Source organism: Pseudoalteromonas sp. NZS37 (assembly GCF_015864265.1).
GTDB classification, from domain to species: Bacteria; Pseudomonadota; Gammaproteobacteria; order Enterobacterales; family Alteromonadaceae; genus Pseudoalteromonas; species Pseudoalteromonas arctica.
Genome location: NZ_JADYXL010000002.1, coordinates 567,248 through 594,034, shown reverse-complemented (window position 1 = coordinate 594,034; position 26,787 = coordinate 567,248). Strand labels below are relative to the sequence as shown.

General features: G+C 38.6%; 15 protein-coding genes and 2 tRNA genes. 16 read left to right on the top strand and 1 reads right to left on the bottom strand.

Annotated elements, in window-relative coordinates; genetic code table 11:
- Window positions 1-25 precede the first annotated feature (25 nt).
- The 4 genes from I6F47_RS05925 (at window position 26) to I6F47_RS05910 (ending at window position 4,025) form a co-directional block, all read left to right on the top strand.
- Window positions 26-101 (top strand) — tRNA-Glu (locus tag I6F47_RS05925).
- A gap of 182 nt (window positions 102-283) precedes the next feature.
- Window positions 284-359 (top strand) — tRNA-Glu (locus I6F47_RS05920).
- Window positions 360-641: 282 nt separating this feature from the next.
- The gene (locus I6F47_RS05915) at window positions 642-3,509 is read left to right on the top strand and encodes a M16 family metallopeptidase (protein WP_197183510.1); all 2,868 of its coding nucleotides are present in this window, start codon (window positions 642-644) and stop codon (window positions 3,507-3,509) included.
- A 249-nt stretch (window positions 3,510-3,758) separates the two neighbouring features.
- Window positions 3,759-4,025 carry a DksA/TraR family C4-type zinc finger protein gene (locus I6F47_RS05910; protein ID WP_166379485.1) on the top strand — a complete coding sequence of 89 codons (267 nt, stop codon included), beginning with the start codon at window positions 3,759-3,761 and terminating at the stop codon, window positions 4,023-4,025.
- Between the two features lie 284 nt (window positions 4,026-4,309).
- Here I6F47_RS05910 and gloA read toward each other — a convergent pair whose 3' ends face one another.
- The gene (gloA, locus tag I6F47_RS05905; protein ID WP_197183509.1) at window positions 4,310-4,711 is read right to left on the bottom strand and encodes a lactoylglutathione lyase; all 402 of its coding nucleotides are present in this window, start codon (window positions 4,709-4,711) and stop codon (window positions 4,310-4,312) included.
- A gap of 648 nt (window positions 4,712-5,359) precedes the next feature.
- Here gloA and I6F47_RS05900 point away from each other — a divergent pair.
- The 12 genes from I6F47_RS05900 (at window position 5,360) to I6F47_RS05845 (ending at window position 26,672) form a co-directional block, all read left to right on the top strand.
- The gene (locus tag I6F47_RS05900) at window positions 5,360-6,238 is read left to right on the top strand and encodes an NAD(P)-dependent oxidoreductase (RefSeq protein ID WP_007585320.1); all 879 of its coding nucleotides are present in this window, start codon (window positions 5,360-5,362) and stop codon (window positions 6,236-6,238) included.
- 148 nt (window positions 6,239-6,386) lie between these two features.
- A complete protein-coding gene (locus I6F47_RS05895; protein WP_165721419.1) occupies window positions 6,387-8,645 on the top strand; it encodes a polysaccharide lyase 6 family protein in 2,259 nt (752 codons plus the stop codon).
- 5 nt (window positions 8,646-8,650) lie between these two features.
- Entirely contained in the window at window positions 8,651-10,861 is a 2,211-nt protein-coding gene (locus tag I6F47_RS05890) for a heparinase II/III domain-containing protein (RefSeq protein WP_197183508.1), read from the top strand.
- 5 nt (window positions 10,862-10,866) lie between these two features.
- Window positions 10,867-11,211, top strand: a complete 345-nt coding sequence (locus I6F47_RS05885) for a cupin domain-containing protein (protein WP_002962963.1) — start codon at window positions 10,867-10,869, stop codon at window positions 11,209-11,211.
- Between the two features lie 2 nt (window positions 11,212-11,213).
- Complete coding sequence (locus I6F47_RS05880; protein WP_007585328.1) at window positions 11,214-12,521, top strand: MFS transporter; 1,308 nt, start codon at window positions 11,214-11,216, stop codon at window positions 12,519-12,521.
- Between the two features lie 74 nt (window positions 12,522-12,595).
- Entirely contained in the window at window positions 12,596-13,528 is a 933-nt protein-coding gene (locus tag I6F47_RS05875; protein WP_101163380.1) for a sugar kinase, read from the top strand.
- A 428-nt stretch (window positions 13,529-13,956) separates the two neighbouring features.
- A complete protein-coding gene (eda, locus tag I6F47_RS05870; protein ID WP_007585331.1) occupies window positions 13,957-14,574 on the top strand; it encodes a bifunctional 4-hydroxy-2-oxoglutarate aldolase/2-dehydro-3-deoxy-phosphogluconate aldolase in 618 nt (205 codons plus the stop codon).
- A 14-nt stretch (window positions 14,575-14,588) separates the two neighbouring features.
- Entirely contained in the window at window positions 14,589-15,671 is a 1,083-nt protein-coding gene (gene fbaA / locus I6F47_RS05865; RefSeq protein WP_024591529.1) for a class II fructose-bisphosphate aldolase, read from the top strand.
- Window positions 15,668-16,630: a class 1 fructose-bisphosphatase gene (locus tag I6F47_RS05860; protein ID WP_010555334.1), complete on the top strand. Its 963-nt coding sequence runs from the start codon at window positions 15,668-15,670 to the stop codon at window positions 16,628-16,630. Before fbaA ends, I6F47_RS05860 begins: the two co-directional genes overlap by 4 nt.
- A 461-nt stretch (window positions 16,631-17,091) precedes the next feature.
- Entirely contained in the window at window positions 17,092-19,824 is a 2,733-nt protein-coding gene (locus I6F47_RS05855; RefSeq protein WP_197183507.1) for a poly(beta-D-mannuronate) lyase, read from the top strand.
- 325 nt (window positions 19,825-20,149) lie between these two features.
- Window positions 20,150-23,182 carry a TonB-dependent receptor gene (locus tag I6F47_RS05850; protein WP_197183506.1) on the top strand — a complete coding sequence of 1,011 codons (3,033 nt, stop codon included), beginning with the start codon at window positions 20,150-20,152 and terminating at the stop codon, window positions 23,180-23,182.
- Window positions 23,183-23,708: 526 nt separating this feature from the next.
- Window positions 23,709-26,672: a TonB-dependent receptor gene (locus I6F47_RS05845; RefSeq protein ID WP_197183505.1), complete on the top strand. Its 2,964-nt coding sequence runs from the start codon at window positions 23,709-23,711 to the stop codon at window positions 26,670-26,672.
- Window positions 26,673-26,787 lie beyond the last annotated feature (115 nt).

The window sequence follows — 26,787 nt, the reverse complement described above, 5'->3', positions numbered from 1 at the left end:
AGTTGTCCTAGTGACACATTTATGTGTCCCCATCGTCTAGAGGCCTAGGACACCGCCCTTTCACGGCGGTAACAGGGGTTCGAATCCCCTTGGGGACGCCACTTACTATTTTAAGTATTGTGTAAAGCAGTGTGACACCGCACTCTCTATGCACGACGTTATCAAGAGTACTAATCTCTTGGGGACGCCACTTACTTATTTTTAATAGGAAAGTGAAGTGTTATTAAGAAAGCTCGCCTGAAACGAGTCTAAAAATTCAGTTGTCCTAGTGACACATTTATGTGTCCCCATCGTCTAGAGGCCTAGGACACCGCCCTTTCACGGCGGTAACAGGGGTTCGAATCCCCTTGGGGACGCCACTTACTATTTTAAGTATTGTATAAAGCAGTGTTACATAACACTCTATATGCACGATGTTATTAAGAGTATCAATCTCTTAGCTATGTCATTTACTACTTAGATAGGGAAGTGCAGTGTTATTAGAATAAAACCATAAATTAACACCGTCATTTCACACTTCATTTTTATATCAATCTATTTACACTTTGTTACAAAACCAAACCCATAATCGCTCCATATTCCTTGTTGTACTTTTAATTAGTCTTTAAACTCATTGAGTTAATTTAAATATGGACTAAAAAATGAAACTCACAAAAATTGCACTTGCTGTTTTACTTGCATCAGGGTTGGCTGCATGTAATAGCTCAACTCAAGCTGTTGATAAAAATATTGTTACAGAAACATCAATTCCTGGCGTTACACTTATTGAGTCAGTGAAATCTAATGCAGGTGAAATCAACATACCGTATAAAAAATATAAACTAGATAACGGTTTAACTGTAATTGTGCATGAGGATCATTCAGATCCCTTAGTACACGTTGATGTAACATACCACGTTGGTTCTGCTCGCGAAGAGTTGGGTAAGTCAGGCTTTGCTCACTTTTTTGAGCATATGATGTTTCAAGGTTCAGAGAATGTTGCTGATGAGGAACATTTTAAAATAATATCTGAAGCAGGCGGTACTTTAAATGGTACAACTAACTCAGATAGAACAAATTATTTTGAAACAGTACCTGTAAATCAATTAGAAAAAATGTTGTGGCTAGAAGCTGATCGAATGGGCTTTTTACTCGATGCTGTAACCCAAGAAAAATTTGAAGTACAACGCGAAACAGTAAAAAATGAGCGCGGCCAACGTGTTGATAATCGCCCTTATGGTCGTTTAGGTGAACGTGTTGCTCAAGCGATGTATCCAGATGGTCATCCATATTCATGGCCAGTAATTGGTTTTATGGACGATCTTAATCGCGTAAATGTAAATGATTTAAAAGCATTCTTTTTAAAGTGGTATGGTCCTAATAATGCAACGCTTACTATTGGTGGCGATATCAACGCTAATGAAATACTGCCATTAGTTACTAAATACTTTGCACCAATTCCAAAAGGCCCTGAAATCCCTACAGTAGAAAAAACAGCTGTAACACTCAATGCTGATAGACATATTTCAATGGAAGATAAGGTACATTTACCTTTATTAAGTATGAGTTTCCCAACTACTTACGCTCGCTCTGAAGATGAAGCACCTCTTGATATACTTGCTGAAATATTGGGTGGTGGTAATAATTCACTACTATACAAAAACTTAGTTAAAACTCAACTTGCTGTTCAAGCAAGTGCAAATCATCCATGCCAAGAGTTAGCGTGTTCAATTAGTCTTTATGCTTTACCAAATCCTACAGCAGGGAAAACGTTAGCTGATATGGAAAAAATCATTCGTGATTCATTTGTTGAATTTGAAGAGCGTGGCGTTACACAAGATGATTTAGATAAAGTAAAAGCTAAAATAGAATCTGGTGCAATTTTTGGTCTGCAAAGCGTATCAGGAAAAGTCTCTCAACTAGCCGCGTCAGAAACGTTTACAGGTAACCCAAATTCAGCTAAAGATGAGATTGCACGTTATAACAAAGTTACAAAAGCTGATGTTATGCGTGTTTTTAATCAATATATCAAAGGTAAATCTGCCGTTATTATGAGTGTTGTACCAGAAGGGCAAACTCAACTTATAGCTGCTCCAGACAACTTTACGCCTAAATCGCATGATTTTGGAGGTCCATCTACAACTTCAGCTGATGATTTAGTGGCACGAAGAGCTGTTGATACATTTGATCGAAGTGCTCATCCAGAGGCCGGCGCAAATCCTGCTGTTGATGTTCCTACTCTTTGGCAAACTAAGACCGAAAACGGTATTAAAATATTAGGTACTCAAAGTACAGAAACGCCAACTACCGCTATTTTCATTAAAGTTCCGGGTGGCCTGTACAGTGAGCAAGCTAGTAAAGTGGGTTTATCATCAATAACTGCATCGTTAATGAGCGAGTCAACGCAAAACTACACTACAGAGCAGATGAGTAACGCGCTTGAAAAACTAGGTAGCCAGGTAAGTATCTACTCAGATAAAACACATACAAATGTGTATGTTTCTAGCTTAACCAAGAATGTAGATGCAACGCTAAAGCTTGTCGAAGAAAAGTTATTTAAACCAGCATTTAATGCAGATGACTTTGAGCGTAATAAAAAGCAAATCATTCAAAATATTCAACATTCAATGAAGGATGCTGGGTATTTAGCATCTAATACATATAGTAAATTACTATATGGCAACAATATAGCTGCACTTCCAAGTACTGGAACGCTTAATAGTATAGAGGCTATTACACTTGCTGACGTTAAAGCTTTTTATAACGCAAACTTTAAACCGCAGGGCGCTCAAGTTATTATTGTTTCTGATTTAAAAGAGTCAACAATTGAACCAAAAGTTAAAGCTACACTTACAAATTGGAAAGGTAAATCGAGCTTAGTAGCGGTTGATTTCAGTGAACCTAAAGTAGAAACTAATGTAGTTTATTTGGTCGATAAACCAGACGCTCCTCAATCAGAAATTCGTATAGGTAAACGCGATATGGTTGAAGATATTACAGGTGAGTTTTTTAAAGCTAACTTGATGAACTTTGCACTTGGTGGCACGTTTAACAGCCGTATCAATCTAAATTTACGAGAAGATAAAGGCTACACTTACGGTGCTCGCTCTCGTTTCTGGGGTGATAAAACATCAGGTGGCTTTACCGCTTCTGCAGCGGTGAGAGCCGACTCTACTGCAGCGTCTATTACAGAGTTTACTAATGAGCTTAATAACTATGCTCAAAACGGTGTCACTGACGAAGAGCTTATGTTTATGCGTAAGGCTATCAATCAAAAAGATGCGCTTAAATATGAAACGCCTAATGCAAAACTTGGCTTTTTAGCACAAATATTAGAGTTCGATTTAAAACCTAGCTTTGTAAAAGAAAGAAATGAGATTGTTAGCAATATTAGCAAAGAAGAAGTTAACGCCTTAGCTAAAAAGCACTTAAATACTAAAGACATGATTTATTTAGTAGTGGGTGATGCTAAAACACTTCGTCCAGAGCTCGAAAAATTAGGTATGAAGGTTGTTGACTACAGCCTTTAATATTTAAATAAATCATTGGAATTATAAAGCAGCTTTTTTAGCTGCTTTTTTTTGCCTAATTGTAGAGTGTTGAACTTTTTGTGAAGTAGATTACAAGGAGCAACTACAGCATCTTTCCACCAGATATAAAATATAGTTTCGTAGCTTAAACCTTCAAAGGGCATCACATTCCTAGCTCTTTTATTCAGTACTTATAAAGATTCGATTTGGTAGCATAAATTTAAACATCCAACTTTATTAGGAGGATTTATGGCAAGTGGATGGGCACGAGACGGTGCAATTCAAGATCAAATTGATGCGAGTGTTAATGACGCCGTACAGTATGCAAGAAGCAATTTAATATCTGGCGCAAGTGCAGAGCTATGTGATGAGTGCGATGAGAAAATCCCACAAGCACGAAGGATCGCGTTACCAGGAGTGCGCTACTGTGTTGCATGTCAAGCTGCAATAGAAGGTAATGATGCTAGCGCTAAATCGTTTAATAGACGTGGCAGTAAAGATAGTCAGTTGCGTTAAAAAGGTGCTGAAAAGCACCTTTTTATTTAATACCAATCTGCATAAATATTTGAACAATTTATAAAATTAAACCCCTCCATAGTTATACCAACCAGCATAAATCTTTGATCAATTTAACGAATTAAATTGCACTATAACGTCGTTAAAAATTTTTTATTTAGAACAACTAGATACAAAAATTTTTGCCTAGTCCTAGCGTAATTTTCTTAACGTTAAATAGACCCCATATATAAGCAGATTGGCATTAAGCAAATTGTTATAACTTGAATTAGTTGGTAGGTAATTTAAAATTTACTCATGTCATCTTTTTTCTGAATTAGCTCAATTGCATAGCCATCAGGGTCTTTTACAAAAGCAATTTCAGTAGTACCACCTTTTACAGGCCCAGGTTCACGGCTTACATTGCCACCGGCAGCTTTAATATCAGCACATGTTTTGTAAATATCATCAAATTCAATGGCTATATGGCCATAAGCATTACCCAGGTCGTAGCTATCCTCGTCCCAGTTATAAGTTAACTCTAATACTGTATTATCTGCTTCGTCGCCATATCCAATAAAGGCAAGAGTGTATCTGTATTCACTGTTATCAGCTCTGCGTAATTCTTTCATACCTAATACTTCAGTATAAAAAGCAATTGATTTGTCTAAATCCGCAACACGCAGCATAGTATGTAATAAACGCATTATTCAGTTCCTTTAGTGATTTTTTCAAAGTTCAGTATATTTTTAACTAAGCGCTATTATTAAGCGCATTTTGTAGTTTTTATATGTATTAGCCATATATGTAGGCGTTACGTACAAATCACAACCTCAAAACCATTTAGAGTTGGAAGCTGTTCACGTATGGCCTTTATAATTTTACCAATAACATCAACTGTAAATTACCAATTAATGAACCATTTTATTGAATTTTGCATATTTAAATAAAGAACACTCAATTATTGGTCAACCTATTAGTATAAAAAAAGTTACTGATTGTTCAACAAAAGTTAACCTGTTCTTGATTGGATTTGTTATATCTAACTATTTGTTTTTAATTAACATTAAATTTGTTTGTATGTAATTTGTAAAAATATGGGATTTACTTGGTTAACTTATTGGTTGACAAAAAAGGCGTATGGTAATACAGTTTTTGCATACCAATTGGTAAGTTGCTTGGTTTGAGTGAATACAATGTATTGGTAATTAATCAGAGTTACGTTTTGCACAGGTTAATTTATAAATAACTCAAGCTTAAAGTTACTCTACAAATTGAAACAAAGACACAGCGTATTTTAAAGTAGATTTTACTTGTTCTTATAAAAGTATGCGCCACATATTTAGGAGTTATTCATGTCAAAACCAGTCATCGGTTTCATCGGCTTAGGCTTAATGGGCGGCAACATGGCCGAAAATTTACAAAACAAAGGCTATGAGCTAATTGTTATGGACCTTAGCAAAGATGCGGTTGCAGCATGTGTCGCTAGAGGCGCAAAAACAGCAAGCACTGCTAAAGAGCTAGCTGAAGGTTCAGATATTGTTATGTTTTGTCTTACAACTTCTGCCGTTGTAGAAAAAATCATTTATGCAGAAGACGGTATCCTAGCGGGTATTAAAGAAGGTGCAGTACTAGTTGATTTTGGTACTTCTATTCCATCATCTACTAAAAAAATTGGTGCTGATTTAGCAGCTAAAGGCGCAGGCATGATTGATGCTCCTCTTGGTCGTACACCAGCACATGCTAAAGACGGCCTTTTAAACATCATGGCTGCAGGCGATATTGATACATTCAATAAAGTTAAACCAGTACTAGAAGATCAAGGTGAAAACGTTTTCCATCTTGGCGAGCTAGGTGCAGGTCATACAACTAAGCTTATCAACAACTTCATGGGCATGACTACAGTGTGTGCTATGTCACAAGCATTTGCAGTTGCAGAGCTTGCTGGTGTTGACCGTCAACAACTTTTTGACATCATGTCGACTGGTCCATCTAATTCACCGTTTATGCAATTTTGTAAAAACTATGCAGTTGATAATGTTAGCGATCTTGGTTTCTCGATTGCTAATGCAAACAAAGATTTAGGCTACTTCCTACAAATGGTAGAAGACCTAGGTACTGAATCAAAAATCGCTGAAGGTTCATCAGCTAACCTACAAGCAGCGTTTGACGCTGGTATGGGTCAAGGTAACGTTCCTGAAATTTTTGATTACTTCAAAAAGCTAGAAAAGTAATACTTCTCGACCTTATTGAGCGCTTTAAGCTTTTGGCTTAAGGCGCTTTAACACACATGACACCAATTGACTAAAGTCTTTGTGCAATGTCAGCTTTTTTAAATTCTGATGAAGCACTACTTTCAGTCACAACGAAAAAGAGTTAACTATGCGTTTGATTAACACAATAAAGCTTAGTCTAGTTCTCATCGGTTGCATATCCACACAAATAGCGGCCAAAGATTATTTTGTAGAAAGTAAACAAGCTTTTAATGATATCGCAGCTAATCTAGTTGCTGGCGACAAAGTAGTACTTAAAAATGGTACTTGGTCTGACTTCGAAATCCTACTTGAAGGCCAAGGTACAAAAAACTCTCCTATTTTATTGACCGCTGAAACTAACGGTAAAGTAATTTTATCGGGTCAATCGAACCTAAGACTTGCAGGTAAATACCTTGAAGCTTCAGGTTTAGTATTTAAAGACGGCTACACACCGAGCTCAGCTGTAATAGAGTTTCGTAAAAATAAAAATGAATTAGCCTACAATTCACGAGTTACTCAAACAGTAATCGATAATTACAGTAATCCAGACAAACGAGAGTCTGATTATTGGGTTGCATTATATGGACAACATAACCGCTTTGATCATAGTCATTTAGTTGGCAAACGAAATAAAGGTGTGACAGTTGCTGTTCGTTTAAACACTCAAGCAAGTCAGGAAAACTATCACCGCATAGACAACAACTATTTTGGCTACCGTCCAACTTTTGGTTCGAACGGTGGTGAAACCCTACGTATTGGCACCAGCCATTACTCATTAACTGATTCGCATACATTGGTAGAAAATAACTATTTTGAACGCACCAATGGTGAAGTAGAAATTGTGTCGGTTAAGTCAGGTAAAAACATCCTTCGTAATAACGTATTTTATGAAGCGCGCGGTACATTAACGCTGCGCCATGGTAACGGTAACCTTATAGAAGAAAATATTTTTATTGGTAATGGTGTTGACCACACAGGTGGTATTCGCGTTATCAATAAAGACCAAATTGTAAGAAATAACTACCTACAAGGTCTAACAGGGTATCGTTTTGGCAGTGGTTTTACTGTGATGAACGGCGTACCAAATTCATCTATAAATCGTTATCACCAAGTTGAAAATGCGACAATTGAAAACAACACATTTATAAATGTGCGTCATATTCAACTTGCCGCTGGTAGCGATGCTGAGCGTAGCGCTGCACCTAAAGATAGCGTAATGAAAAACAACTTAATCATAAATCAAGATGGTGAACAGCCATTTACAACATTTGATGATGTAAGCGGGCTGGTACTAAGTAACAACATTGCTGATACAAAAGTACTTTCTGAGCTAACGTACGGTGTAAAAAAAGAAAAAATCACGCTTAAAAAAGCAAGTAATGGTCTACTTTACCCAACATCTAAAAGTTTAAATGTAGGTGCAAAGCGCGATTTAAAAGTACTTAAAAAAGAAGATACCGGTGTTAGCTGGTATGCAAAAGTACCTGCTTTAGTTGATTTTGATTCTGGTAAGACACATTCTGTTAAAGCTGATGTAAGTGCATTACTAGACGCTATTGATAATGCAGAGTCGGGTGATGTTCTAGAACTAGCGCCTGGCCAGTATGATGTTTCTAAACTGGTTAAAATTGATAAAACGTTGACAATTAAAGCGAAGCAGAGCACAAAGTCTAAACTTACTTTTCAACGCTCTACCTTGTTTGAAATACATGATGGCGGCAGCTTAAAACTAGATGGTTTATCAATTTCAGGTGAAAACGCGCCAGATGCAATAGGTAACAGCATTGTTCGTACGCAAAAATGGGGTATGGTTGATAATTACCGCTTTGTAATGACCAACTCAGAGTTAAATGCTTTAGATATTAATCATTCATTCCATTTCTTTATCACTGGTAAAGGTGCAATGGCTGACGAAATTATTATTACAGGTAATACCTTTAATACAGTAACAGGTGACATTTTACGTCTAAATACTGAAATTGAAGACTTAGGTGTTTATAACGCGGAATACGTTATTGTAAATAATAATACATTTAATGATGTGCAAGGTGGTGTACTTAAGCTTTACCGTGGTGGTACTGATGAAAGTACATTTGGCCCTCATTTTGAAATGACAAATAACACGCTTAATAACGTCGGCCTTGGTAAGCGTAACAAAGAGCAAGCGAGCATTTATGTTCACGGTGTTCAGGTTACTAATATCAAAGATAATAAATTTGTTAAATCTGCTCCTATTGTTGTAGAGCACACAGTAGGCGAGCCTAAAACTGAAATCTCAGGTAATACATTTGATGTAACTAAAGCACCAAGTGTTAAAGAACTAAGAGTTAAAGGCCCACATACAGCAGTATTAAAAAATAACAACATTTTAAATAAGGCAGGGTAAATACTATGTACTTATTAAAATGCCAAACAGGTTTTAAAATAGCGGCTGTAGCAGCACTTACATTACTTACATCATTGGGTGCGCATGCAGCGCACCCAAACTTAGTAATTACTACTGATGACGTAAGTCATATGCGTCAAGCAATAGGCAGCGAAGGTAAATTTTCTACTGCGTTTGAGCTATTAAAAGCGCAAGTAGACGAACAAATAGCTCAACCAATTGCGGTACCTGTACCAAAAGATGGTGGTGGTGGTTATACACATGAACGCCACAAAAAAAATTATCAGCTTATGTATAACGCAGGCATCATTTATCAACTAAGCCAAGATGAGAAATATGCAAATTACGTGCGTGATATGTTGCTTGAATATGCAAAATTATACCCAACGCTTGGTCTGCATCCAAAACGTAAAATGGACTCGCAAAATCCAGGTAAGTTTTTTTGGCAAAGCCTAAATGAAGCAATGTGGCTTGTGTACACAATACAAGCTTATGATCTAATTCATGACTCGTTAAATGCCGATAACATTAAAACAATCGAGGATGACTTACTACGTCCTGTTTCGTTGTTCACATCAGTAGGCCAACCCTCTACATTTAATAAAGTACATAACCATGGAACATGGGCAACAGCGGGTGTTGGCATGGCAGGGTATGTATTAGGTGAACCTGAGTGGGTAGAAAAATCATTATACGATTTAGAAAAGTCGGGTAAAGGTGGCTTTATTAAGCAGCTAGAAATGCTGTTTTCACCACAAGGTTACTATAACGAAGGTCCTTACTATCAACGCTTTGCACTATTACCCTTTGTAACGTTTGCTAAAGCGATTGAAAACAACGAACCACAACGAAAAATCTTTGAATATCGCGATGGCATATTATTAAAAGCGATTGATACGACGATTCAACTTAGCTACAACGGTTTGTTTTTCCCAATTAACGATGCAATAAAAAGTAAAGGTATCGATACTATTGAGTTAGTTAATGGTGTAACGGCAGCATATGGCTTAACCAACGATGCGGGTTATTTAGATATTGCTAAGCAACAAGACCAAATAATTCTCTCTGGTGATGGACTAAAAGTAGCTCAAGCACTAGATAACAAAATGGCAAAACCTTATTCGTTTAAGTCTGTTGCCTTCGGCGATGGTAATGACGGTAAACAAGGTGCTCTAGTTGTAATGAGAACGCAGGTAGGTGGCGATCAAGCGCTACTATTTAAACCTGCTGCACAAGGTTTGGGCCATGGTCATTTTGATAAATTAACATGGCAGTTTTACGACCACGGTAATGAAATTGTATCTGATTATGGCGCAGCACGTTTTTTAAATGTAGAAGCTAAATACGGCGGTCGTTATTTACCTGAAAACGAAACTTACGCTAAACACACTGTTGCGCACAATACGGTAGTGGTTGACGAAACAACGCATTTTAATGCAAATGTTGAAGTAGGAAATAGTAATTACCCTACACTTAACTTTTTCGAAACGAATGAATACGGCACGGTTTCAAGCGGCGAAATAAGCACAGCTTATAAAGGCGTTGATCTTGAACGTACGCTTGCACTTATTAACTTACCTGAACTACAAAGCACAGTTGCACTTGATATATTTGATGTTGCAGCAAATAAAGCACATCAGCTTGATTTGCCTTTGCATTATAAAGGTCAGCTTATAGATACCAGCTTTGAGCTAAAAGCGAATGCAACACAACTGTCTGCATTAGGTACTAAAAATGGCTACCAGCATCTATGGCTTAAAGCTCAAGCGCAACCTCAAAGTGGTTTAGCTAAAGTAACGTGGTTAAACGAAAATGGTCGCTTTTATACGCAAACGAGTTTGGTTAAAGGTGATGAGTCTTTCTTGTTTACTCAAATAGGCGCAAACGACCCTGATTTTAACTTACGCAACGAAAACGGTTTTATTCGTCGTGTTGAGGGTCAAAAGCATCATAAATTTATATCTGTATTAGAGCCTCACGGTGAATACAATCCAAGTAAAGAATATACGTTAGAAGCTGTTAGTAGAATTACAAAGCTTGAATATAGTCAGCAGGGCGATTTAACACTTGTTGAACTTGATATTAAAGGCAAGTCATATTTAGTGGCTATTAATAAAGCACCAACCTCAGCTAAAAATACATTCAATTATCAAAATAAAGAGTTCACTTTAAATGGCCGATTAGGCGTTTATATGATGAACAATAATCAGGAGTAAATAGGATGCAAAAGCAAAGCGCAAACTTTTCATTTGGCAACGAGACCGAAATTGAAGATTTAGGAAATGGTCTAAAACGTCAAATGCTAGGTTATAACGAAGAGCTAATGGCTGTTAAAATTTGGTTTGAGAAAGGGGCTATTGGTTATAACCATGCTCACAGACATTCTCAAGTAACGTATGTTGTTGAAGGTGAGTTCCACTTTAACATTGATGGCGTCACTAAAATCTTAAAACCGGGTGATAGCTGCTTAATCCCACCATTTGCTGATCATGGAGCTACCTGCCCAACAGGCGGAATCCTGATTGATACTTTTAGCCCAGCGCGTGAAGACTTTCTTGAGGATTAATTATGCAACTTAAAGGCTTACGTTGGTGGGTTATAGCGCTAATTGCGCTAGCTACCATTATTAACTATATCGACCGTCAAGCACTTAGTGTGCTTTGGCCGGACATTGTTGAAGATTTATTTCCTGATGAATCAGCGCTAGAACGCAAACAAATATACGCTAATATTTCAATTGTGTTTGTATTTGCTTATGCATTTGGTCAAGCCATATTTGGTAAAATATTTGACTGGGTAGGCACACGCTTCGGTTTTGTTTTATCGATAGGTGTTTGGTCTATTGCAACCGTTGCACATGCATTTGCACAAGGTGTACTTAGCCTTAGTATTTTTCGCGCAATCTTAGGTGTAGCAGAAGCCGGTAACTGGCCGGGCGCAGCTAAAGGTAATGCTGAATGGTTTCCTACTAAAGAGCGCGCCTTAGCACAGGGTATTTTTAACTCTGGCGCTGCTATTGGCGGTATTATTGCTATTCCTTTAATTGCTTATTTAACTATCTACTTTAGCTGGCAAATGGTGTTTGTTTTTGTGGGCGTATTAGGTTTTCTTTGGTTAGTGCCTTGGTTAATTTTAGTTAAAGCGCCGCCTAGCTCTCATCCTTGGCTTACTGCCGAAGAGCGTGAATATATCTTAACAGGTCAAAGACGTGTTGATGATAATGGCGATGTAACAGGTGAAGACGAAGAAGAATATAACCCTTCAACTGCTGAGTTACTTTCTCGTAAGCAAAGCTGGGGTGTAATTATTGCCTCTGCTGCGATTGACCCTATTTGGTGGTTATTTGTTTTTTGGATACCTATTTACCTAAACGAAGTATACGGCATGGATGTTAAGTCTATTGGTATATATGGTTGGGTACCTTATGTTGGCGCTATGTTTGGTGCTTGGTTTGGTGGCTTATTAGCTCAAAACCGACTCAAAGCCGGTTGGAATACAGATAAAACACGTAAGCTAACTATAACGCTGGGCTGTTTAATTATGTTACCTGCGTTACTTGCAATGGCAAATCCAGGCGGACCAACGACAGCGGTACTAATTATGGCTGTTATATTATTTGGTTTTCAAACTGCAATTGGTAACGTGCAAACACTACCAAGTGATTTGTTAGGCAAAAAAGCTGTAGGTACATTATCAGGTTTCTCTGGTATGGCGGCAAAACTTGGTGCTGTAGGCCTTACATCGCTTGTGCCTATTCTTACTGCTGATGGTAATTATACGCCAGCATTTGTTATTGGTGCTTCTTTAGCCATTATAGCAATGGCAGCTGTTTGGATTTTAATTCCAAAAATAGAACCTCTTAAAAAGCCTCAATAATCTAGATAATAACTGCTATGCCAACATGTTTTGTATAAGCGCATAGCAGTTAACTACATAGGGTAACTTCCAAGATGAAAAATATTTACTTTATCGGTGAATGCATGGTCGAGCTTAGAGCTATGAGCGCAGCCACACTACACCAATCATTTGCAGGCGATGTTTATAATTCTGCAGTGTATTTAAAACGTTGCTTCCCGCAGGTTACTACTTCGGTTGTTACGGCTTTAGGTCAAGATAATTTAAGTAAAAAAATGCTAGAACGCTTTGAAAGTGAACAAATAAATACACAACTCGTATTTGCTCACGATACCAAAGTACCTGGCATGTATTACATAGAAACCGATGAGCATGGTGAGCGTAGCTTTATTTATTGGCGTAATGATTCTGCAGCTAAAAAGGTTGTTGATTTTTTAGATGCTGATGCACTCGAGCAGCTTAGCCAAGGTGATATGTTTTTCTTTTCAGGAATTTCATTAGCAATAATTGAAGAAAGTGCACGTGAGCATTTTTGGAAAGTTGTAGAGCAGCTCAAAGATGCTGGGGTTAAAATAGTTTTTGATCCTAACTACAGAGCGCGTTTGTGGAATAGTGTAGAGGAAACTAAAGAGCAATATCATTTAGCCTTTACGCTTGCAGATATTACCCTACCTGGCGTTGAAGATTTAACAACACTTTATGACGTTCATAGCGTAGAAGCGGTTGTTGAATATTTAAAACCTTACCAAATTGAAGAAATTGTTGTTAAAAATGGCCCTGAATCGGTAGTGACAAAAGAGGGCAATATTCTTCAAAGCCACACTATAATACCGGTAACAAATGTTGTAGATACGACATCCGCAGGCGATGCTTTTAACGGTGTTTACTTAGGTGCTCGTTTATCTGATAAACCAATTTCGAGTGCTGTACAACTTGCTGCAAAAGCCGCCGGTGCGGTTATACAACAGCCAGGCGCTATTGCTCCAAAAGATATATTTCAGCTAGCAATGGTTGAAGCTGGTACCTGATACCAATTTTATTAAAAACATGATCACCTTAGCGTATTAAATAACTCACTAACTACGTTAAAAATTATTTATATAGAACAACTATGTATCATAATTTTAGCCTTGTTATTGAGCTATTTTCTTGTCGCTATAATAGCTCATTAATTTAATGCAATTGGTATAACAAAATAATTAACCTGAACTCTGGTTAAGAGATTTACTAACATATTGAATCATGGTGATATTTAAAATTATTTTCTCTAGCTAGAGATTTTCAGTGAAAACAAGGCGAATTTACGCGTCAATAGCGGGCCTATTGCAAGTAAATTCAACGCAGTTAGCGCTGAAAATAGCTGCTTGAGATAGATTTATTATCTAGAGTTCAGGTTAATCAAACATTAAAGGCCGCCATACCTCGGCCGCATTACTTTTTATAAAGGAACAACGTTATGACTCGCTTTTCTGAACTTATGTCAGGACAAACACTGCTACCTATAATTCAAGCTGATACGCCAGAGCAAGGTGTTCAAATAGCGAAAGCTATGGCTAACGCTGGCCTTACTTTAGTTGAAGTAGTACTAAGAACAGAGGCTTCTTTAGAAGCATTAAAAGCTATTAAGGCACAAGTGCCAGAGCTAAAAGTCGGTGCGGGTACAGTCATAAATACTGACATTTTAGAGCAAGCACTTGAAGCGGGTTCTGACTTTATTGTAACGCCAGCGGTTTCTCCTGCGCTACTTACTGCTCTTGCTAAATGTAATGTGCCGGTACTTCCTGGTGTATCAAACACAGGTGATATTTTAATGGCACTTGAATATGGCTTTGAAGAGCAAAAATTATTCCCGGCTTCGCTTGCCGGAGGAGCACCTTTTGTATCAGCTGTGTCGTCAGTATTTAGAGCAGTCAGCTTTTGTCCTACAGGCGGCGTTAGCGAAAGTAACAAAATGGACTATCTTTCTTTAAATAATGTATTCGCCGTTGGCGGTACTTGGATAGCGAAAAAAGAGTGGGTTGAACAAGAAAATTGGCAAGCAATTACTGATTCTTGTATCCAGGCTTTAAAATAGAAAGGATTTCATAAATGAATTATTTAGCCCCAACAATACTGCCAGGCGTAATCGTTGGCGATGAAGTAAGTGCTGTGTATGAACATGCGCGTACTAATCAATATGCGTTGCCAGCGGTAAATGTTGTTAGTACAACATCTATAAATGCGACGCTAGAAGCTGCTAAAAAGAAAAACTCGCCCGTTATTATTCAGCTTTCTAATGGTGGAGCTCAATTTTTTTGTGGTAAAAGCTTATCTTTACCGGAGCAACAATCAGCAGTGCTTGGGGCGGTAAGTGCTGCAAGATATGTACATTCAGTGGCAGCACATTATGAAGTAGCAGTGATGCTTCATACTGATCACGCAGCTAAAAAGCTACTACCTTGGATTGATGGTTTGCTTGATGAAGGTGAAAGACACTTTGAACTGACTGGCAAACCACTGTTTAGCTCGCATATGATTGATTTGTCAGAAGAGCCTTTAGAAGAAAATATCGAAATTTGTGAACGTTACTTAACGCGTATGGCAAAAATAGGTATGACGCTTGAAATTGAGCTTGGCTGCACGGGCGGCGAAGAAGACGGTGTTGATAACTCACACCTAGACAGCTCTTCTTTATACACTCAGCCTGAAGATGTTGCATTTGCTTACGAACGTTTAAGTCGTATTAGCCCTAACTTTATAATTGCAGCGTCTTTTGGCAATGTTCACGGTGTATATAAGCCGGGTAACGTTGTTCTTACACCAACTATTTTAAAAGATTCACAAGCTTACGTATCAGAAAAATTTAATCTACCAAGCAACTCAATTAACTTTGTGTTTCATGGTGGTAGTGGTTCTGAGTACGATAAAATTGCAGAGTCTTTAACCTATGGTGTAGTTAAAATGAATATTGATACCGATACGCAGTGGGCGTGTTGGACAGGTATTTTAGACTACTACAAAGGTAACCAAGCATACCTACAAGAGCAAATTGGTAACCCTGATGGGGATGATAAGCCAAACAAAAAATATTATGACCCTCGCGTATGGTTGCGTCATTCAGAGCAAAGTATGGTTGCAAGACTAGAGCAATGCTTTGACGATCTAAATTGTGTAAATAGGTATAGCGCATGAAAAGACTAAATACAGTATTAAAAGAAGACGGTGTAGATACCGATCTTATTTTACTTATTCGCACAATTTTAGCGACCAGTAAAGAAATTGCTTTTCGAGTAAGCCAAGGTGAATTAGCCGGTGTTTTAGGTTCAACATTGAATGAAAACATCCAAGGTGAAGTTCAAAAAAAGCTAGATGTAATCGCAAACCAACTACTTAAAGACATCCTACTTGACGACAGCAGCGTACGATCAGTTGCATCAGAGGAAGAAGATCATGCGGTAGGTGGCCACCCTGAAGGTAAGTTTATTGTTGCTTTTGACCCACTAGATGGCTCTTCTAATATTGATGTTAATGGGCAAATAGGCACTATATTTACTATTTACTTAGCCCGTGATGATGTTGCCTTCGACAGCGACGAGCAATTTAGTCAGCCTGGTGTAAATCAAGTATGTGCAGGCTATGTGTTATACGGCCCTTCATCATTACTTGTAATGAGTACTGGCGGTCCAACGCGTTGTTATACATTAGACTCAACGCATGGCGGTTATCTACTGACAAATAAGCAGTTAAGTGTGCCAGAGCAGAGTCGTGAATTTGCCGTTAATATGGCTAACTACCGTTATTGGGACGAACCGACACAAGTGTATTTTGATAAATTGCTTTACACCTGTGAAAGCTTTGAAAAAAGCTCAATGCGTTGGAATGCAGCGATGGTAGGCGACGTTCATCGTATATTATGCCGAGGCGGGTTATTTTTGTATCCGCAAGATAAACGCAGTGGTAACGATAACGGAAAAATAAGACTGCTTTATGAAGCAAACCCGTTAGCGCTTTTAGTTGAAAACGCAGGTGGTAAAGCAACCTCTAGAGGAACGCGTATTTTAGATATTGCGCCAACTAGCTTGCATCAACGTGTGCCTGTTGCTTTGGGCTCAAATGAGCCTGTAGAGTTTTATAATAACGCTATTTTATAAACCAGTACTTAATAAAAAAGGGGCAAAAAATAGCCCCTTTTTTACCCTTATTTTTCATTCTCTCTGTAAATAACCCTTTTTATACAAACTCACTTCATTTCTTAATTTTCTTATAGTCTTCAAATTAGATTACTTCATATATATTAAATAAATCTTATTTACTTAACACCATGTAAAACCAATTTTTTACTCTAAGGTTATGTATTTTCGCAGTAATTGTGCATGATTGAATTCAATTTTTGACCTGCGATAACAGTGCAGGGTTAACTTTGTGTTTATTTATTGTTATTTAATTGGGTGGGTATGGTGGAAAAAGTTATTTTATTATGGTTATATTACCAAGTTGGTTAACAATTTATTTGCAATTTAAATGAATTTGGTAATAAACGCATGATTTATTTGGTAACACACACAATAGATAACCAAATATTAAAACCATAAATTTGGAGAATAGAGCCACCATGAAATTAAAACATTTTGCGCTATGCGCTATTGCAGCTGCAATAGTTGGTTGTGACACAAACTCAAACAACAATGACAACAACTTGGGCTCTATTGCTCTTAGTGGAACTGTTACAAGCGGACAAACATTAACAGCTGAAGTTAGTGACCCTGATGGTATCTCAGGTGACGTGACTTACTATTGGTATGCAGATGGTGAGGCAATTGCAGGTGCAAATAGCGCTTCATTTACACTGACTGACGATCAGATAGGGTTACCAATTACAGTTCAAGGGCTTTATACCGATGATGGCGGTATCAATGAATCGCATATTACAGATCCAACCGCAGATGTTGCCGCAATCGAATTCCCTGCAAGTTTAACTATTACGGGCGACGCTCTAGTTGGTTCGCAACTAACAGCCAATGTAGCTGACGAAAATGGCTTTGATGGCGATACAGTAACTTATAAATGGTTTGCTGATGACATAGAGATTGCAGATGAAGCACTTTCAACGCTTACGTTAACAGACGCACAGTTTGGTACAGTTATAACAGTTAGTGCATCTTTTGAAGATAGCCGTGGGTTTAACGAGTCTGTGACTTCAACGGGTACAGAGGTTGTAGCACGAACAAACTCAGAAGGCGAAGTTACAATTAGTGGCACGCCAACCGTTGGTAATATATTAACAGCAGAAGTTGCTGATACCGACGGGGCAACAGGAGATATTACTTACCAATGGCTTGCTGACGCACAAGAGATAGATGGCGCAACACAAAGCACCTTTACAGTTGATGCATCACTTTTAGGTCAAAAGATAAGTGTTCAAGTTGCTTACACAGATGATAATGGATTTATCGAGGATAATACATCAGAGGAAACAATTGCTGTTTCTGCTGTTGCGGTTGACGAAGCCGGTAGCGTCGCCATTATGGGCGTAGCGCCTTATTTGACAAGTGGCGAGTTAACCGCTGAGATAACTGATAACAACGGTGTTGAAGAGGCAAACGTTACTTATACTTGGTCTGCTGATGGCGTTGAAGTAGCCGACAGTAATAGTAAAACATTTACACCTTCTGCTTACGCTGGCTCAATAATGTCGGTAAAAGCTACGTATACAGATAACGATGGTTTTGCGAGTGAGGTTACAAACTCACTTGATACATTAGTTTACACACAATTAGTTAGTAACCCTGAAGCACTCCTTGGTGCTTTAAGCGGCGGTTTAGCTGATGGTGATGTTATTGGCTTAAACACCGGTGTTTATGCTGATATGGACGCAGTTTTATTAACCAGTGCAGTAACGCTTCGCGCTGTAGAAGGTCAAACTCCTGTACTTAGCGGTGAAGTATGTGTGCATGTAGCTGCTGGAGTAGATGGCGCTGGATTAACAGGGCTTACCTTTAAGAATATAGATACTAAAGCGGGTGCATTTTGTGAAACCGAAGAAGGTGCTGTTATTTACTCAGAAGGGGATAACTTTACTTTTTCGCAAAACACGATGGATGGAGAAGAAGCTACACTCAATAACTCTGAATACCATTGGCTGATGATAAAAGGTCAAAGCGCGTTGGTTGAGCGAAATACATTCTCTAATCGAAATGTAGCAGAAAAAGGGTCTGTGATAAAAATATCATCATCAAGCTCTGATCACGTTATTCAATATAATTTATTTAGTGACAGTGATAATCCAAACTTTGGTCAATCAAGTTTATATTTAATCAATGCAGGTAGCACAACGGGTAGCGGTGCAGCTGATAACGCAAACTTTACTATTCAGTATAACCGCGTAGAAAACTTTGTAACAGGTCGTCGTTTAATGCGTGTACAAACTTCTGGTGCAACCATCAAAGGCAATACAATCGTAAATCCTAATGGTGGTATTTCACTAGAAGATGGTGGCTTCAACAGTGTTACAGATAACGTTATTATTCGAACTACCGATATTGCAAGCTCTGATGATCGCCCAGCGGGTATATTAATTACACCACTTGGTCACACCGTAAGTAACAACTACATTGCAGGTATTCGTTCTGGTAATAAAGAAGCGGGCGGTATTGTATTTACAGCTAACCCATTTTCGCAAGATGATGGTGGTGTACCAAAGTCAGGTAATCAGGCAGTGCTTGATAGTGCCGGCGACTTTACACTAAATGTAACAAACAATACGGTTTTGAACTCGCAGCAACCTATTGTATTTAGTACAGAAATAGGCTCTAAAGCACCAACAAGTGATTGTGATGAGTTAACCGCAGCGAATGCGCCGGTGCTATACGGCCTAACCAAAAATGCGTTTGTTATCAACTTTAATGGAAATTTAATTGCAAACGGTTTAGGCGATCAAACAGACGAAGATACAATAAACAGCAGTGCTACAACTCAAGGCCTATTTTATCCAAATACACTTGATAGTGACCATGCTTTTGAATATGACTGTGACTTAATTAATCATGATAGCTCGCTGCTAAGTAACAACTTTGGTTATATGGATAGTCGAGTATCAGGCGATGCAAGCGGTGACTGGGTTGAAATTAGAAAACTAAATGGTAATGGCGCATTCGATACTGATGGTGCAATTGACCAAGACCCAGCAACTAATGGCAAAGAAGTACTTGAGTACGTTACAGCAACAAGTACGTTATTAGAAACTGACCCTGCAGGCCTTCAGGCAGAGGCGGGTGCTAAAGGTCTTCATTATATTCAGTCATCTGAAGTCGGTGTTGGATCTACATGGAAAATACAAAACGATTAAATAACCAATTAATCAGTTAACTTTTAAAAGCCCCAAATTTGGGGCTTTTTTATTATTCATTAATAATCACCACACTTTTCTCAACCTACATTACCCATTTATAAACTAGTTTAGAGCGGTTTATATTCTAGTAAAAAACCTGCCTGACCTACTGGTAATGCCGCTAAGTTAAAATTGGTATACCTTATGGTAATATTAAAACGTCAAATTGGTTGATCATCGTGCTGCGTTTAAGTATATTAACGTCAAAGGTCACATAAAATATACATAAGCATAACAAGCTAACACACTAAAATCACACAACAACAACCAGCGGAGAATTCAAATGTCGTTGAAGTCACGAGATAACAATAATTCTACAACAGGGCAGTTTGCAATGCGCCCAGTTGCAAAATGGGTAAGAACAGCGGTCATCGCAGGTATGGCAAGTTCTTGCGTATTTACAGCAAGCGCACAGGAAGATCAGGGAAAAGCGACAGAAGTTGAAGAAGACGTTGAAATAATTAGTGTTACAGGTACACGTAGAACGATTCAAGACCAAATAGCAATTAAACGTGAAGCAACAACGGTAGTTGATGGCCTGTCATCTGAAGATATTGGTGATTTACCAGCACTGTCTATCGGTGAAGCACTGGAATCAATTACAGGTGCTGCATCTCACCGTGAAAACGGTGGTGCAACAGAAATCACTATTCGTGGTCTTGGTCCATTTTTAAGTGCAACGCATATCAATGGTCGTGAAGCGACTAATGGTAGTGGTGACCGCTCAGTTAACTTTTCGCAGTTTCCGTCTGAACTTGTAAAAAAAGTAGCAATTTATAAAACGCAAGATGCGTCAATGATTGAAGGTGGTGTTGCAGGTGTTATTGCACTTGAAACTATAACTCCACTTGATTTTGGCAAGCAACGTGTATCAGCTGAAGTTAAATTAAACTACAACCCTGATGAAGGTAATGTAGATAACTCACTTCAAAGTGACGCGGGTTACCGTGGCACGTTTAGTTATGTAGACCAGTTTGAATTTGATAACGGCCAAGCTGTTGGTGTGTCTTTTGGTGTACAGCGCCAAGATATCAGCCAACCAGAAGCTGAATACAGAAGCTCTAGCCCATCTGGTTCTTCATTGTGGGCCTGTTTAAACGATCCAAATAATACTAATGAAGGTTTTTATCGTAGCAGCGCAGGCGACTGTGAAGACCAAGTTAGTGGCAGTAGCAACCAAGGTTACGATACAGAAATTGATCCTGAAACAGGTAAAGCAGTAAGTGATGGTACTCCTTACGCTTGGACTGGCAGTAGCCGTAGTTACCGCCAAAACGAGACATCAGATGAACGTGATGCAATGTTTTTTGCACTGCAATACCAACCGTCAGCTGATTGGGATGTTAACTTTGATGCACAGATTTCAGATAGAACACAACAAGAAGCACGCCACGATTTAATCTTTTTACAAAAACGTGCAACACCAGGCGTAACCGGTCCAACACTTGTTACTAATGATGTAGGCGGTATTTTGCACTGGGAAGGTGAAGAGCGCATTGAATCAGCGGGTGAGCAATTTTCTCGTGAAGAAAACTACCAAGGTTACGGCATAAATATAGAACATACAGTTACCGATAGATTAACTGTTGACTTAGATTTAGCGTATTCAAAAACTGAACGTGAAGAACTTCAAATATCTAACCGTGGTAGAACATCAGGTCGTAATTTCTTTTCTTGGGATATGGGCGATGAGATCCCTCATTTCACACTGACAGACTTTGACGTAACAGATATTTCAAACTTTACAGATAGCCTAAGAACACGACTTGATCGTGAAAATGTTCGTGAAAACGAAGTTATCTCAGCGCGACTAGATTTTGACTATACCTTAGATGGCAATGTTTTCACCAGTATTCAAGGTGGTATTAGAACATCTGAAATGACCTTCCTACAGTATGGTGGTAGCCAAGGTAACGGTTCAAGAAACGAATTTACACTAGACTCTGGTACTGAAGCGCTTAACGTATTACAAGGTTGTCAAATCGATTTCCCTGAATCAGGCTTTTTATCAAGTGTATCTGATGGCGATATCGTAACAAATGTTGATAGTGACGGTAACGTTGTAGATAGCGGTACAGGTTCATCATGGGCTACATACGACAACGTATGTTTCTCACAAGCTGTAGCGGGTTCTAACGCTGATGGTGTGTTTGCTTACCCAGAAGTTGAATATGAAAATGCAGGTACAATCGATGTAACAGAAAAAACAACATCAGTGTACTTAATGGCTAACTACGATACTGAAATGTTTGGTAAATTCATTCGCGGTAACTTTGGTCTTCGTATTGTAGACACAGAAGTAACTTCGATTGGTTTTAGAAATAGCTTTGACGTAGTAACAAGCGACACCGGTGTACTTTCTCTGGTTGAATCTGATAATGGTTCATTGGATAAAATAAAAAGCGGTGGTGACTACACGAAGTATTTACCAAGTTTTAACCTAGTTATTGACTACAGTGAAGATATTTTATTCCGTGCAGGTATATACCGTGGTATGTCACGCGCAGATCCATCTGATTTAGGTTACAGCCGTACATTCCAAGAAGATACAGAAGGTACAGCAACTTCAATCAGCGATTTATTAGTGGGTGTAAATGGCTCTGGTAACCCGGACACTCAACCGCTTATGTCGTGGAACTACGATGCTGCGTTTGAATGGTACCCTAACGAAGATTCAATCTTAGCGTTAAGCTTATACTACAAACAGTTCAACGGTGGTTTTCAACAACAAACAGTAATTGAAGATTTTACTGTTGCCGGTGAAACTGTTTCATTACCAATTACTAACTCTGTTACATCAGATGAAGACAGTGAAATATTAGGTCTTGAAGCTTCATTTTCTTACCGCTGGGATAACGGCATCGGTATGAAATTTGGTTACAACTATGCAGACACTGATTTTGAGTTCCAAGATAGCTTATACGGCGATACGTTTGAGACTGACGTAGATGGTAATACTACACAGTTAACTGACGGTATTATTGAGTCGGCTTCAGTACCTGGTTTCTCAAAGCATGTATTTAGCAGTCAGCTGTACTACCAAATTGGTGGATTTGATACTGCTGTTATTTACAAATATCGTAGTGAGTATTTCCAACCATATACTACAAATGGTACTCGACTTCGTTATGTTGATGGCGTAGGTGTGTGGGAAATGCGCGCATCATACAAAATTGATGAGCACTTTAGAGTTAAAGCAGAAGCAATTAACTTGTTCAGTGCACCTAAATCACAAGACTTCTTTGTTGAAGGTAACTTAGGTGAAGTGAATGACTACGGCCCACGTTTATTCTTAGGTTTGAGCTACAAGCTATAATAATAGTTAAACATTAGATCACATTAAAAAGGCGGTTTTACCGCCTTTTTTGATCCTCAAATTATTCAATTTTATATTTTCGATAACATCAACAAACAGTACTTAAAAAAACTCACTCCTGAATTACGCTACTTAACTAAAAAACAATTAAATTGGTTAACCAATAATGCTGTTTATTAAGCACGCCCAACATCATCGGTTTCTCCTGCCTAAATTATTTCATTTTTAAAACGATAACTATTCTAACCTTTGTTATTGACAGCCCTATTTCTAATAGAATTTAAAAACCATAAATAACATCAACTTAAAATGTAAGTTTTGCTTTTAACTTGAAATTTAGTTAGTTTTTTCTATTTTGGTAATAACATATTGCATAATATTTGATCTAAATTCATTACCAAAAGGTTGACCTTTGTAGGTGTGGGTGTAAATATAAGGTTAATATTTTGTAATAAGAAAGGGCTTTTAATAAAAACAATAAAGTAGCTGGTTAAACATAGCATTTCACACACACAGGAAAAAAACTATGAGTCACAAGTTATCTAAAATTACACTGGCAGTTATATCGGCAACCGCACTTGGTATATCTTTGTCTACACAGGCGCAAGAAGCTCCAAAAAAAGCTGCAGACGATCTTGAGGTTATCGAGGTTTCAGGTATTCGACAATCGCTTACAAATGCACTTGCACAAAAGCGTTCAGCAGATAGCCTTGTTGAAATTATCGAGGCTGTAGATATTGGTAAGCTACCAGATCAAAACCTCGCAGAAGTACTTGAAAACGTAACAGGGATTCAAATTACTCGTGAAGCAGGGGTAGGTACGGGTGTTCAAATTCGTGGTACCAATGCTAATCGTACAGAAGTGAACGGCGTATCAACAGTTGGCTCAGGGTCTGGACGAAGTGGCATTAGTTTTGAGGATGTATCAGCTGCAATCATCTCTGGTGTAGAAGTAATTAAGTCACCAGAAGCAAAAACAATCGAAGGCTCTGTGGGCGCAACAATAAACCTTAAAACAATTCGCCCGTTACAGTTAAATGAAACTCTAGGCTCAATTAGAGTCCAAGGTGAAGATAGTAGCTTATCAACAGATGGCGTGACTCCTAGGGTATCGGGTGCTTGGGGTGATAACTGGGAGCTTGATTCGGGCGGTAAGTTTGGTGTTGTATTTAGTGGTAGTTACAGTGAGCAAGACGTAACCGCATTTCGTCCTCGCGCAGATAGAGATAATTCGGTAGCCGCTGATAGTGGTGCTGCAAGTGCACAATCGTTTGATTTTCTACCAGTACAATTTTTAATTCAAGATTACGATAATTACGAATACGAGACAAAAAACTTCGCAGGTACATTTGAATATGCACCAAACGATAATATGAAATTCTTTTTTGATGCAGTTGTTAACGATCAAGAGCGCCGCCAAGAAAGCTCAAGAGTACAAGCATCTGGCCTAAGTGATCTTAGAAATGTATCAATACCGAGTGAATTTGAAACAGTTAATTTTGGTTCACTGGACGGACAAAACCTAGGCAGCATACAAGCGGCCGTAAGAGGCGTAATTCCGGTTGAAGACGGTGGTGGCGATCCTAACTTGCGTTTTTCTAGCGATACTAATTCACGCATCACAAAGAGCAAAATATTTAGAATAGGGGGCGAATGGCAAGGCGATAGATTATTTGCAAGTGTTGAAGCCTCAACCTCTCGTTCTGATTCAACTACACCAAGCTTTAATACAACGCTTAATTTTATAAATCCAAATGTTGCTACTAATTCGTCAAATGAAAACGGGACTCCTTTTGAGTATGATCTTACAGGTGATGCACTTACGTTTGGGATTGCAACGGGAGAGGCAAACGCGCCAACAATGGCTCAATTACTCGACCCTGCAAATGTTGTTCTACGTGACGTAAACCAAGGGCAAGATGAGTCAGAAAATACAGAAGATGCGTTTCGTACAGATTTTACATATTACTTAGATGATGTAATAACGTCAGTCGATTTTGGTTACCGCTACAGTAAAACGAGTAGTGTGTCGGATCAAGTTCGCTCTAACGTTGGTTTAAGAAATATGGCTGATAGCCCAACGGGTGATTTATTTGCACAATTATTAACAGCGGGCCCAGATAACTTTAACGATGGTGATGGGCGAGCACTCTATATTCGTGATTTCTTACTTATAAACCCAGAGCTTGCATCCTCTGATCCACAAGCCGTATTAGCAGCGCTTAACCAAGCGATTGAAGCTAATAATGCAATAACGGGTTCTGATCGTGGACCAATAAGTTCACCAACGTCTCAAGTAAATGCATTTTTTGATATTGAAGAAGAAACACATGCCTTATATGCACAAGCAAATTTTGAGTACGGCATGTTTCGCGGTAACTTTGGCCTACGTTATTTAGAGACTGAAGTTACATCGCTAGGTAACTCTGTTACTCAAGATGGAAGTGGCAACGAACTGGTTACTCAGCTAACGTCAAAAGGTGATTACGATTTCTTTTTACCTCGATTCAATTTAGCCGCGAATGTAAGTGAAGATGTGATTGTTCGTTTAGGTTGGTCAAAAGATATTAGACGCCCAGATTTTGATGACCTATCTACATCTGTTACGTTTGGCACAAGCCCTAATAGTGCCGTTTCAATTGGTAATTCAGGCTTAGCACCAGAAGAAGTAACCTCTTTCGATATATCCACAGATTGGTATTTTGCACCCGCTGCTTTGTTAAGTGTGGGGTACTTTCATAAAACACGTAGCGATTTGCACGTTACACAACAAGTTGACCCATTTGAAGACCCAAGCACAGGCTTTCGCGATACAAATGGTCCAGAGTGTGAAGGCGGCGGCATATTTAACCCAATTGCTGACATAAACGTATTTGGCCCAGATGCTGGTGTAGGGTTATGTGTACCAACACAAACTACTATTAATGACTCTGGTGAAACAACACAGCAAGGTATTGAGCTTGCAGCTCAATACGACTTATCAAGTTTTGAAAAAGAGCTAGGTTGGGCATCAGGTTTTGGTGTGGTTGCTAACTATACCTATCAAGAATTTTCTGGTGGTGAATCATTTGACACCGCAACGAGTCGTGCAAATGCTGTTTTTGCATTAACAACCGGTAACCCGGATGCAGACATAAGTGCTAAGCAATCACTCATTGATCTGTCAGAAAACGCATATAATATTACATTTTACTATGAGAAATACGGTCTATCTGCTCGAGCGCGTTACACGTGGCGCGAAGGGTACCGTTCAACTGACTTTGGTAGCACCTCGAGCTTTCCATGGGGTTTCCCTGTTATACAAGAAGACAGAGGGCAGCTTAATGCCAGCATAAGTTATGATGTGAACGATCAGCTAAATATCGGTATTGAAGCCGTTAACTTAACTGAATCAGAAGTTAGCCAGTCTTGTGTTAACGAAGGTGCTTTACTTTGTTTCCAAGGTATTACAGACCGCCGTATTACATTTGGCGCAAGCTATAGATTTTAAAAGTTATAGTTAAATCGAGTCTATGAGTGTGTGTATTTAAAGACGCTAAAAGCAAGCCACCTGGCTTGCTTTTTTTCACCTAAAATTAGTTAATATTTTTAAGAATGATTTATTC